The organism is Paenibacillus sp. JT31N17 (assembly GCF_056269255.1).
Genome location: NZ_JBWDNP010000001.1, coordinates 1,099,910 through 1,112,511, shown reverse-complemented (window position 1 = coordinate 1,112,511; position 12,602 = coordinate 1,099,910). Strand labels below are relative to the sequence as shown.

At 54.5% G+C, this 12,602-nt stretch carries 9 protein-coding genes; all 9 read right to left on the bottom strand.

Annotated elements, in window-relative coordinates:
• Positions 1-2 precede the first annotated feature (2 nt).
• The 9 genes from AC0YOB_RS04790 to AC0YOB_RS04750 all read right to left on the bottom strand — a co-directional run bounded on the left by AC0YOB_RS04790 (position 3) and on the right by AC0YOB_RS04750 (position 12,533).
• Positions 3-1,469: a DUF5060 domain-containing protein gene (locus AC0YOB_RS04790; protein ID WP_475791785.1), complete on the bottom strand. Its 1,467-nt coding sequence runs from the start codon at positions 1,467-1,469 to the stop codon at positions 3-5.
• Positions 1,466-2,932 carry a DUF5060 domain-containing protein gene (locus AC0YOB_RS04785; RefSeq protein ID WP_475791784.1) on the bottom strand — a complete coding sequence of 489 codons (1,467 nt, stop codon included), beginning with the start codon at positions 2,930-2,932 and terminating at the stop codon, positions 1,466-1,468. Before AC0YOB_RS04785 ends, AC0YOB_RS04790 begins: the two co-directional genes overlap by 4 nt.
• 236 nt (positions 2,933-3,168) lie before the next feature.
• Positions 3,169-4,527 carry an ABC transporter substrate-binding protein gene (locus AC0YOB_RS04780; protein ID WP_475791783.1) on the bottom strand — a complete coding sequence of 453 codons (1,359 nt, stop codon included), beginning with the start codon at positions 4,525-4,527 and terminating at the stop codon, positions 3,169-3,171.
• A 94-nt stretch (positions 4,528-4,621) separates the two neighbouring features.
• Entirely contained in the window at positions 4,622-6,004 is a 1,383-nt protein-coding gene (locus tag AC0YOB_RS04775) for an ABC transporter substrate-binding protein (protein WP_475791782.1), read from the bottom strand.
• 221 nt (positions 6,005-6,225) lie between these two features.
• Positions 6,226-6,918 (bottom strand): hypothetical protein, encoded by a 693-nt coding sequence (locus tag AC0YOB_RS04770; protein ID WP_475791781.1) that lies wholly within the window; start codon positions 6,916-6,918, stop codon positions 6,226-6,228.
• 70 nt (positions 6,919-6,988) lie between these two features.
• Entirely contained in the window at positions 6,989-7,870 is an 882-nt protein-coding gene (locus tag AC0YOB_RS04765) for an ABC transporter ATP-binding protein (RefSeq protein WP_475766812.1), read from the bottom strand.
• Positions 7,871-7,872: 2 nt separating this feature from the next.
• A complete protein-coding gene (locus AC0YOB_RS04760; protein ID WP_475791780.1) occupies positions 7,873-10,806 on the bottom strand; it encodes an ABC transporter permease in 2,934 nt (977 codons plus the stop codon).
• 4 nt (positions 10,807-10,810) lie between these two features.
• Positions 10,811-11,869, bottom strand: a complete 1,059-nt coding sequence (locus tag AC0YOB_RS04755; RefSeq protein ID WP_475791779.1) for an efflux RND transporter periplasmic adaptor subunit — start codon at positions 11,867-11,869, stop codon at positions 10,811-10,813.
• Entirely contained in the window at positions 11,832-12,533 is a 702-nt protein-coding gene (locus tag AC0YOB_RS04750; protein ID WP_475791778.1) for an ABC transporter ATP-binding protein, read from the bottom strand. The genes AC0YOB_RS04755 and AC0YOB_RS04750 overlap by 38 nt, the downstream gene beginning before the upstream one ends.
• Positions 12,534-12,602: the final 69 nt, after the last annotated feature.

The window sequence follows — 12,602 nt, the reverse complement described above, 5'->3', positions numbered from 1 at the left end:
TGTCACTCTCCCGTTATAGCGTTACTATCCTCGTTGACCCTTTGAATCCGTAAAGCATAATAAAGCTCCGACGGCAGCTCGATACGCGATCTTCCTTCAAACCGTCCCTCTAAAGGGGTTACCGTCATGTTCCAGGTGTCGATCAAATCCGCTTTGTACGTTCCTTCGGGGAAGGCAAATTCCCGGAAAGCGAAGCGGTGCGGTCCGAAATACTGAAAATAAAAGTCGCCGGCGATTTCCAGCGTCGAGGCGTCGTAGCGAGCGGTGCAGTATTTGATCGAATCCGGCGCCTCCGCGAGCAGCCGCGCCAGAAATGCGATCCGCGGCACGCTTGCTCCATGGAGCTCTCCTCCATGCGACCACCAGAGAATATCGTCTGGATGGACGTAGGTTTCCCCGTGCGTCACGTAGCCGCCGCGGAACGTCCCTTCCCAAATCCGGCATACCATCTCTTCCGGCGTAAGACTGCCCCATCCGGTATGGATGTTGCCTTCATAACCGCATTCGTCGATCACGACCGGCTTGCCATAATTGCGCGTACACCCGGAAACGGCCTTGACATCATGGGTTTGAATGCTGGCATGGGTAACCCAGGGCTTCCCGTAATCGTACCGTTCGCGGCAGTTATGGATCGAACGCAGATGATTGCCGTAATCGCATTCCTGAACGATGCGGAAATACCGGTCCCAATCCTCCGGCTTTTTCTCTGTCATCAAATCATATTCATTGGCGAGCGACCACCATACATTCCGATATGCGGCCAGTCTGGCCAGCGTATAGCGCAGGTAGCGCTCATCCTGCTCCGCGTTCATCCGGTCGAAGCCCCAGCGCCCCTTGTCGTACGGGTGAAACAGGATCAGATCCGCCTGGATGCCGAGCTCCGACAGCGCCAGAACATTACGCTCCAGCTCCCCGAAATATGCGGGATTGAATCTTGCAAGATCGAATCCGTCCCTTGGCGATCCGTCGAACGGATAATGTTCCGGCTCATCGGGATTAAACAGGTACGACTTTGGAAACAGACACATGCGAAGCTTGTTGAAAGGCGAAGACTTCAGTGTCTGCAGCGTCTTCTCCCGCAGCTTCCCGTCTTGCAGATGCCAGACATAGCATGTTGTGCCCAGCGGAAAATAGCGGGTACCGTCCGCATATCCGAATAGTGTCTCGTCCTTGACCCGCACTGGGCCGTGATTGCCGGCCGAAGGCGGGGTGCAGTGAAATTCCCCGACAATTTTGTCCAGGTACCGGCAGCCGCTTACGGTCGTATATGTCCAGACGCCCTCCGTTTCAGGCATGAAACGGACCCGGTACACGCCGTCGCCGTCATAGAAGCCGTCGGCCTCGAACTCCTGTGTTCCTATTCTGAACCGGGCTCCAAACTGTATGTCGACAAACGGATTGCCATCGTCCGGCCCCGCCAGACTGAGCTCAAACACGCCCCAGCGCTCTACCTCTTTCGTAACCTTCAAGCGATTTCACTCCTTGCGAAGCCATGATTGTTTTTGCGGATGCGCAGAGCCATATATGGGCGGCCGGGAAGCTCGACTCGGAAGCGTCCCCGGATCGAACCGATAACCGGAGTTACAGTCATGTTCCAGGCATCGATCAGCTCGATGGAATACGACCCTTCCTCCGGCAGGGCTACTTCATAATAGACATGCTGATGCCGTCCGAAATAATACAGGAAATACTCGCCATTTTTTGCAGAGCCCAGCCAATCCTCAGGTCCTTCCTCCATAATCCGGCGCAGGAAAGCGATTCTGTCCATGCTCTCCCCGTATAGCGCGCCGCCCGACGATACCCAAGCCCGCGTTTCCTTATCGGTGAAGGCTTCACCGTGAGTGACATATCCCCCACGCGCCGCCGTTTCCCAGCAGCGGTGCGCCATCTCCTCGCCGGAGATGTTTCCCCATCTCCGGGAGCTGTTTCCCTCATAGCAGATTTCATCGATCACGACCGGTTTCGCGGCCATGCTTCGCCACTGCGTCGTCAACTCGGGGTCCCAGTGCTGAATGCTCTGGTGGGTAATCCAGGACTTCGTATAATCGTACAGCAGTGAGGATTCGTACATCTTGGTGCCGTTGTGGATGGAACGCAGATGCTGGTAAGGATCGATGCGCTGGACGAATTGAATAAGCCTGTCCCAATCCTCCACCGTCTTGAATTTATTGAAATCGTATTCATTGGATAAGGACCACCATACATTCCGGTAGGCCGCCAGGCGTGCAATGACATACCGCAAATAGAAGAAATCGGCTTCCCGGTCCATGCCGTCGAATCCCCACTCGCCTTTATCGTATGGGTGGAACAGTATCAGATCGGCCTCGATGCCAAGCCGCTGCAGATCTCCGAGCCTTTGCTCCAAATGGGCAAAGAATACCGGGTTAAACCGCGAGCGGTCCGCATCCTCCGGACAGGTTCCGGCAAAAGCGATATGCGGCGGTCTCATCCCCCGTGTCGGCAGTATGCACATCCGCACTTTATTGAAAGGGGAGTCCCGCAGCGTCAGCAGCGTCAGCTCCTCATTCTTGTCATCCCCATGGTGGGTCCAATGATAGCAGGTCGTGCCAAAAGGCATGTACGGGCTGCCGTCCTCATAGACAAACCGGTAATCGTCCTTCACCCGTACGGGGCCGTGATTGCCAGGTGACGGCTGGATGCAGAGAAACTCGCCGCGATGGCCATCCAGCCCGGTGAGGCTGCTTGATGTTTCGTATTTCCACCGCCCGGTTTCATCCGGCATGAAGCGGATGCGGTAAACGCCATCGCCGTCATAGAAGCCTTCCGGCTCAACCGTGCGGTTTCTGTATTGAAAACGTGCGGAGAACCGGACGTCCCGGTACGGATTTTCTTCCCCTTCGGACGGGACATTAAAGCTTAGCTCCAACATTGCCCATCGTTCCACTTCCTGCATAGTTTGCCGGACTTCCATCAATCGTTTCGCACTCCTTTCATCCCGATCGTTGCCCTCATTATACTGCGATCCTTTTCGCCGATTATAGGTGATGATCACTTAATCTATAGGTGATTTATGCTATCAGCCCGCAGCAGAGATATAAGCTTTCCCGCGGGCTAAAGGAAGACACGCTGTACGGATTCGGTTCCCGATGCCAAATTTCGATAAAACCCGAAAGACAACATAGGTGGAATCAGTCTCATATGGCTGCCTTACTGGTATTGGGTTCCATCGCCCCCTGCCTCCACGGCCGCCTTCGTTTCCGCAAGCTGCTTGTCGATCATTTCATTGACGACCCGAAGCGCCGTGGAGCTGTCCTTGGACTGGTCAAATATATTGGGCTGAAACACCTGCTGCACCGGAGGGTTAATAAACGTCAGACCCGGCTTGCGTGATGCGGGCATGGCGCTTTTCAGAGCAAAAATACCTGCGGTATGCTTATCCTTCATCTGCGGAATATTTTGCGCGAAGGCCTGCTGGACAGACTCGCTGTTCAGCGGGCTGATGAGCGCGTCCCTGGATCTGGCCTCCTGAACCTCATCCGACAGCAAATACTGGATCACCTGAAAAGCAAGATCCTTATGCTTCGACTCCTTCGTGATAAACAGACCGTTCGCGTTCGGCTGGTATTTGTACGCCGGCGCTTCCGGAAATACAGGAACTGATGCGATGTCGAAGTTCAAATCGGGATAATCGACGGACCAATTCAGCACATTCTCGATCACATCCACCGACATCGCCATCTGCCCTTTGGGGAAGTCGGTTGTCGTGGTGAACTGGTTGCCGGGGATTTCATAGAAGCGTCTGATGTTGTTGACGATTTTCAGCCATTCCGGCGAATCCAGATCCCCCTTGTCTTCATTCGGATCCAGCACGGGCTCGGACAGCTGATTGTAATACATATAATGGCTCGGGTGCTGCTGGTAGCCCTTGTAGGTGATATCGCCATCCTGGCGGGTCATCTTCTGGGCCAGCGCATAGATTTCGTCGTAGGTCATGCCGTCCTTCGGATAATCCACGCCGTATTTATCGAACAGGTCCTTGTTGTAGACGAGAACATAATCGTTTAATTCGAATGGCAGCGCGTACAGCTTGCCGTCCGATGCCGTTTTGGTCTTTTCCATGCTTCCCGGGTCCAGCTGGTTGATATCGAAATTATATTTTTTGACCAAATCCGACATGTCATATTCCAGGCCGAACTTCTCGATCATGCGATGGGTATTGCGGTACGTTTCCTCGAGTACGATGTCGGGTATGGTTCCTTTGGCCATCAAATCCTCATACCTCGTGCCATCGTTCCAATGGACATGCTTCAGCGTAATATCGGGAAACTTCTTCCTGATATATTGGCCGATCAGGCGGTCGAAGCTGGCTTCATCCTCATAGGTTTTATTCTGGGCCGTATAGAAGAACAGCACGTTATCACCCGAATCTGTCCCGTCTGCGGCATTGTTGCTTCCTGCGTTTCCCGGCGTCTGGCCGGCAGTGTCCGCGGGCTCGGTATTATTGAAGCAGCCGGCGGTTCCAACGAGCATAATAAGTGATGCAAGCAGCAGCATAATCTTTTTCATTTTATGTATCCTCCTGATTGTTGACAGATCGAATTTTATACTTTCTTATATGGATATAAAGACCTCCCCATTCAGGAGAGGCCTTCGCAAACTGTTATTGATAGGCGGTTCCGTCGCCTCCGGCTTCTATCGCCGCCTTGGTCTCGGCCAGCTGTTTGTTGATCATTTCATTGACGACCCTAAGCGCCGTCGCGCTGTCCTTGGACTGCTCGAATATATTCGGCTGGAACACCTGCTGCACCGGCGGGTTAATGAACGTCAGGCCCGGTTTGCGGGGCGCCGGCATCGCGCTTTTCAGAGCGAACAGCGCTTCGGTATGCTTGCTGCTCATCTGCGGAATGTTCTGGGCGAATGCCTGCTGGACCACATCGGAGCTCAGCGGCCCGATAATCGCCTCCTTCGCTCTTTCGGCCTGCACTTCATCGGAGAGCAGGTATTGAATAACCTCGAAGGCAAGCTCCTTGTGCTTGGACTGCTGGGTGATGAAGAGCCCGTTCAGGTTGGGCTGATATTTGGCGCCGGGCGCTTCCGGAAATACGGGCACCGACGCGATGTCGAAGTTCAAATCCGGATTTTCGACCGACCATCTCAGAACGTTCTCCAGCACATCGACGGACATGCCCATCTGCCCTTTCGGGAAGTCGCTTGTCGTGGTGAACTGGTTGCCGGGAATCTCATAGAAGCGTCTGATGTTGTTGACGATCTTCAGCCAATTGTCCGAATCCATCGCGCCTTTATCCTCATTGGGATCAAGCGAAGGCTCCGACAGCTGGTTGTACATCATATAATGGCTTGGATGCTGCTGAAGCCCTTTATAGGTGATATCCCCGTCCTGGCGGGTCAATTTCTTGGCCAGCTCATAGGCTTCATCATATGTCATGCCGTCCTTCGGATAGTCCAGACCGTATTTATCGAAAATATCCTTGTTATACGCCAGTACAAAATCGCTCAATTCAAAGGGCAGCGAATAAATTTTGCCGTCCGATGCCGTTTTAACAACCTCCATGCTTGCGGGGTCCAGCTTGCTGATGTCGAAGTTGTATTGCTTGATCAGATCCGACATATCGTATTCCATCTTGAATTTCTTGACCATTCTGGAGGTGTTGCGGCGGACCTGCTCGAACACGATATCCGGAATCGTGCCTTTGGCGATCAAATCCTCGTATCTCGTGCCGTCGTTCCAGTGGACATGCTTGAGCGTAATATCCGGGAACTTCTTCTTGATATACTGGCCGATCAGCCTGTCGAAATTCGCTTCGTCTTCATAAACCGGATTTTGTGCGGTATAGAAGAAAAGAGTGTTGTCGTCCGCCTCACCGCCCGTATCATCGGGGGTCGTCGGTGTATTCTCCGTTCCGGGGTTCTCCGCGGTATTGGACTGCTCCGGCGTCCCGCCGCCATTATTGCTGCCTGTGCAGCCGGCTATGCTTGTGAGCGTCAAAATAACCAACAGAGCCGAGATGAACAATTTTTTCATGAACATGGATTCCTCCCTTTTAGGATCAATCTGATTTAGAAGCGCTTTCATTACGAAGTGCGTGCCGCGCTCAACTTGGCCGCATCCCCCCTTTAAATATGGATTGAAAAGGCCAAACTCCATTCATAGCGAGCTCTTTACTAAAATTACCACGGAATAAAAGCATAATTATGGGCTTATATTTTCACCTTTATAGGCGGTTTGCTTCATCTGGGGGAGGCTTATTCAGCGCCCGCAGCCCAGTGAATGGCCGCATCGAAAAGCTTCCAGCCCTCGTCGGTATGATAGATAATATCCTCCGGCGACAGATAGAAAAACACGCGGCGTGCAGGCGCTGCATTCCCGATCATATTTTTCGCTCCCGTATCGTAAGCGCAGATGAGCGCTTTCTTGTCGTCATCCGGAGCCGTCGCGATCACCGATACCTCGCCGCCCGGCACCACGAACTGGAAGCTGCCGTCGGATTTGTAAACGTCCACGCTGCCGCTAAGCCCGGCTGCCATCGGATGCTTGCCGTCCTTAATCGTAACGGTCCTGCCGATAAATTTGCCGTAGTCGGTATTCTCCTGTGTGCCGGATACGTCGTTATAGCTCATCACCTTCGGAGAAGCGTAGATCACGGGAACAGGGGTATTATACAGCTTCGTGCCGATATTGCCGGCGCTGCTGATGGTGGAATTGATATAAACAAGCGAGTAGTCCTTCGCTTTCTCATCCGTAATCTCCCGGTCGGTCATCTCTGTCACTTCATAGCCAAGCTCCGTCAGATGACCCTTAGTCAGCGTATCTCCGATGGTATCGTTGCCGACATAGATAACCGTTTTCTTCTCCGGCTCATCCGAAGCGGAGTTTGAGCATGCTCCCAATGCCACCGTCATCAACACGGCAGCGAGCATCAGAATCATACGTTTCATTGATTCGATTCCCCCATCCCAATTCAAGATTGATTAGCTTATTCCAGCGTATTTCTGCCCTTGACGCCAGCTATTGCGGCGGCGACAGCACGATTCTTCCTTCCTCCAAGGTCACCCGGATCTTGTTCTTGTTCTTCATGCCGATCGCATCGAGATAGGCAGACGGAATTTGCAGACGGCACGCCCTGTCCAGTACCGCATATTCAATATGCGACTGCTCCGGCTGCTCCGCTCCGGCGCCGCTGCCCAGCTCCTCCAGCTCCTGCGCATAGGATTTGCGCCGGATCATTTCCGAAGACGTCTTGCCGTCGCGGATCGCGATGACGCGGTCCACCTTCCCAGCCAGCAGCGGGTCGTGGGTGACGATCACGATCGTCAGTCCGAGGCTGCGGCACAGATTCCGGAACAGATCGAGGATCTGATTGGCCATATTGGAATCGACCGACCCCGTCGGTTCGTCAGCAAGCAGCAGCTTCGGATGATTGGCCAGCGCAATGGCGATGGCCACACGCTGCTGTTCGCCGCCGGAAAGCTGGTTCAGCCGGTTTTTCCGCCGGTGGCTCAGACCGACTGCATCGAGCAGTTCAAGAGCGCGGATCTGCTTTCGCCGGCCCTTCAGCAGAATGGGCAGCTCGACATTCTCCTGCGCGGTCAGGTACGGAATCAAATTCCGGGCGTTGTTCTGCCAGACAAAACCCACGCTTTCCCGTTTATACAGGACAAGCTCATTCTCCGATATTTGCAGCAAATCCTTCCCGTCCACAGTCACCTGTCCGGCGGTGGGGCGGTCAAGCCCTCCAAGCACATTCAACAGGGTCGATTTCCCGCTTCCGCTGTTGCCGATAATCGCTGTCAGCTCGCCGGCCTCTACATGCAGATCAAGACCCTGCAGGGCCACCACTTCCAAATCGGCCCGCTTATAAATTTTCACCAGATTTTCACACCGGATCATCTTCAATCCTCCCCCAGTTTGACAGCCTGGTGAATCCGGATGCGGGACACGGTATATCCAAGGATGAATATGCCGATGATCACCATTCCTGTAACAATGGCATACAGCCGCAGCTGATCGCGCGCATCGAAGGTCACTTCAAACGGCAGCACCTGCGTCTTGGGATCGAAGGACATTTCGAACAGCCGCACGAACAAGCGGCTCGTCACATTGCCACTCAGCATCCCCATTCCGATAGCCGCACCCGAAATCAGCAGCTGTTCGACGATCAGCATGCCGATCAGCTGGAAATAAGAGATTCCCATCGCCCGCAAAATGCCGAATTGCAGCGTCCGCGATAGAAGCGAAAGCACCCAATAGAGCAGGAACCCAAGAAAGGTAATGACGATCGAAATCATAAAATCAAGCGTCATCACGCCGTTGATGGCAAGCTGGAACGGGTCGTTAAGCTCCTGGATCCGCTCCTGATTGGCATCCCGCAGCGAGAGGATATCATAGCCTTTATCCACAACGTCGTTGTACACGGTTTCGCTTGACGTCCCCGGCTTCAGCCTCAGCCAGACCTCATAGGGCTCAAGCCCAAGACTGTTCTGGATATAGGACAGATTCCCGATGACGAGATTGGGCCTGCCGGACTGGTTGGAATCACCGTCCTCCACAGCCGTCTGCGTCTGGGCGCCCGCTCCGGGATTCCAAGACGGCCAGTAATCGACGATGCCGTATACGATGAAATCAACGGCTTCCACGCCATACCAGCCAAGTTGAATGAGATCTCCCGGCTGCACGCCGTGCTGCTCCGCCATTGAGCGGGAAATAAGCACGGCAGACGGATCAGAGGCAATCAGATTCAGATATGAGCTGAAGGAATAGTCGAGCAGACCGTCTCTCATCCACCCGGTTTGACCGAATTCATAGGTGTCGATCCCCATCATTTCGACCTTATCCTGTTCCCTACGCTGCGGATTGGCGTCGCCTCGTCCCTTCTCCTGCGTATAATAAGAGACTTCCTTCTTGATAAACACCTTCGCCGCATGCTCCACGCCCGGTATTTGTGTGAAGGGGAGAAAAGAAGGCTCGCTGTACTGCGTCTTTTGCGGAGCCGCAGCCGATGCGGCGCTTTCGGGCGATCCCCCCTCTTCCCCCTCCTCGTTATCCGTCATCCCGGATAACAGAATGGGAGGCGCGTCGTTCTCCCAACGGATCTGCAGAGCCATATCGGCCCCGGTCCCGTAATTGATTTTATCCGCCACATTTTTGTTGATGGTGCGGTTTGCGCTCGCGCTGAAAATGCCGGTCGCGATTGTAATGATCAGAAATACCATAATAAACTTGAAGGAAGCGGACGTGCGGCCGATCTGGATCAGCGTGTAATACAGCGACGCCGGCCACCACCGCCGGCCGATCAGATAAATCAGCTTGATCAGCCATGGATAAAGCCGCAGCAGCGCAAGGCCCAGCCCCAGCACGAAAAACGCCGGAATGAGAAACAGCAGCGGATCGACGCTCAAATCAGAGGTGTTGATCCCGGATGCAAGCAGACGGCTCAGCCGCGTTTCGTAGCTCTGCAGACCATATAGCGAAATGCCGATCAGTATGATATCAATGAAGTATTTGTGCCAGAACGACGGCTTGTTGGCCTGCGACTGCTGCTGTTTATGCGCCACGATCGAGAAGCGGGTCGCGAGCAGTACCGGGAGCAGTGTCATCAGCAGGGAGGCGATCACGGCGAGCGAGGCGTATCCGAACGCCTCCCGGTTGACCGAGGCGTCCAGCCTGGCGCGCTGCACGAATTCCAGAAACCCGCTGGATGCGCCCAATACCCGGGTGATCAGGACGCCCAGATACGGTCCAATGAGAAAGGCAATCACCCCGAGCACCAGCCCTTCGGCCGTGTAGCTTAATATGATTTGCGTGCGGCTGGCTCCCCGGCTGCGCAGTACGGCGATCTCCGTCTTCTGCCGGTCCGTTATCAGGTTCGCCACCATGTACAGATAGAAGCCGAGCATCAGAAATACGGGCACATTCAGCGACCAAAGCAGTATCCTCAGCTTCGCCTGCTTCTCCTTGTACTGATTCAAGGTCGTCAACGCGGGAACATTCTTGGAATAGCTCTCATAATTCCCGGCCATATGGGCGCTTATCGACCGGTTGCCGGCAATGAAATCGTTCATGGACCGCAGCGTCATCTTCGTGTAGTCGAGAGCGAAATACCAGTAGCTCGCCTTGATCGCCAGCTTGCCTCCGGCCGTAAATTCCCGGTCGAACAAATCAAGACCGATCAGAAAGCTGCTCTTGTAGCTGCTCGATGTGTTGTACCAGAACAAATCCCCGGCATCCTTCGGTTCGATGACGCCGACCGGCTTCACGCGGATGCTCTGCTTGACCTTGTCATCCCTGATCGTAAAGACGTTGCCAAGAACAAGGTTCATCTCGGACAGCGCGTCGGGTACGACAAGCGCCTCGTATACGCCATCGACGGGCTCATCCTTCGGCATCCGTCCGTCCACAAGGCGGCTGTGGCTCCCGACATCGCTTATCGCGGTGAAATTCGCCCAGCGCAGCTTGTTGACATCCATTTTCGCGGTATCGGAGGGCAGGAAGCTGTACACCTCGGTCGACCGTTCGCGGACAAATTGCTGCACAGGTATGCCGAAGCTTGCACCAGCCTTGTCTTTCATATAATCGTCGGTAGCCCGGTAGCCGGAGCCCTGCTGTGCATCCGGGCCGCTCGCGGTCAGCCAGTAGGTGCCTGGATACTGCCCGCTGTCCGTCTGCAGATTCCGCAGCTGCTGGCTCAGCATCCGCTGCAGAATGGCGCTCGTATAGATCGGCATGCTGCTGGTCAAGGCGACGGATAAGACAAGGCCGAGCAGCAGGCTGAGCTCCAGCCATTTATTGCTGACCATTTTGCGCAGGATCATGATCAATAACGCCATTGCTTCAGCCCCCCAGAATCACCTTCTGCCCTTTCGTCAGGCCTTTTCTGATTTCCACCTGCGTATCGGTAACAATACCCTTCTCCACATCGATCTCTTTTCGGCTTTCCCCTTCCAGCACCTGCACATAATCGCGCTCCATGTAGGTACGGAGGCCCGATCTTGGAATAATCAATACCGCATCCCTGTTTTCCGTGACGATGGTGATGTCCGCCTGGTCGCCGATGTTCACGTCCGATGGCAGCCCGGCCACATCGATGAGAACCGATTTGGCATTGCGGGCTTCGATCGCTTCGTTATCGTTTTTTGGCGCCGTCGCCGGGATTTGCACCACTTTTCCCTGATAGGTTTTGTCCTTGATCTTGACGCTGACGTTCATATTGATCTGTACCCCCGCCAAATTGCCGCGGTCCGACGCCTCATACACGAGCTTCATCTTGCCCGGATCGGAAATCGTCACCAATTTCTTGTAGGCGGTAACCTGTTCCCCAAGCTCCATCGGTTCGATATACGTGACAAGACCGCTGACGGTAGATACGAGTCTTGTATTCTGAAGCTGCTTGCGAAGCAGATCCATCTGGATTTGGGCGCTCTCCAGATCAAGCGTAATGGTCCGGACCGACGGATCCTTCGCCCCGTTTGCTGCGGTCGCCTGCTCCAGTTCAATCTTGATTTTCTCAATGGCGATTTCCTGCAGTTGCACCTTCGCTTCCAGTTCGTCTGTTTCCGTGGACAGCAGAATATCGCCCGCCTTTACCGTTTTGCCCGAACTGACATTTATTTGCGATAATCTGCCGCCGGACTCCCTGAAGAACAGATAGTCCATTTTGTCCGAAACGAAGGTCGCCACTCCCGTAATTTGTTTGACGATATCGCCTTGCGTCACATCCGCCGTTTCGAGATTCTGCTTGACGGGCTTGGCAAGCGGCGGCTTGAGCACCGGTTCTTCGGCCGGAAGCAGGGAACAGCCCGACAGGCACAAGCTGACGACGAACACGCCGAGTACGGTTCGAAGCCGGTTTCCTCTAATCGACAATGCGACCATCCTCCAATGCATAGACATGATCGACGATCTCCATAATGGCGGCGTCATGCGTCGTCATTATAATCGTCATTCCCTCGTGCTTGACCAGATCCGTAAAAACCCTCATGACCTGAAGACCCATTCGGCTGTCGAGCTCAGCCGTCGGTTCATCCGACAGAATAAGCGACGGCTTATGGGCGATGGCCCTTGCAATGGCGACCCGCTGCTGCTCGCCTCCCGACATTTCGAACGGACGGTGCTTCATCCGGTCCTTGAGCCCCACCAGTTCAAGCGCTTTTACCGCATAACTCCGGTGGCTTGCGGCAGGAATTCCTGCAATGCGCAGGGCGAACTCCACATTCTCGTAGGCGGACATCATCGGCACAAGAGCGAACGATTGGAAAATCAGCCCGATTTTGCTGCGTCGCAGCTTGTTGCGTTTTTGCTCGGACAGCCCGCCGATTTCCGCATCCCCGTAATACACCGCTCCTTCCGTCGGCCGGTCAAGCGCTCCCAATATATTCAGGAGCGTCGTCTTGCCCGAGCCCGACCTTCCTTTGATCGCCACAAGACTCTGCGGCCGGATCGCCAGGCTCGCTCCCTGCAGAACGGTCACCGCACCGGTTCCGTGTCCGAACACCTTGGTAATTCCCTCCGCTCTTACCAGCGGGCCGTCATGAAGCGGCCCCGCAGCTGTTTTCATTTATCCTCCCCCTGACTGTAAATTTCGTGCCCGCTTGGAATTCCACTTCCTTCCACTGCCCTTCTAATT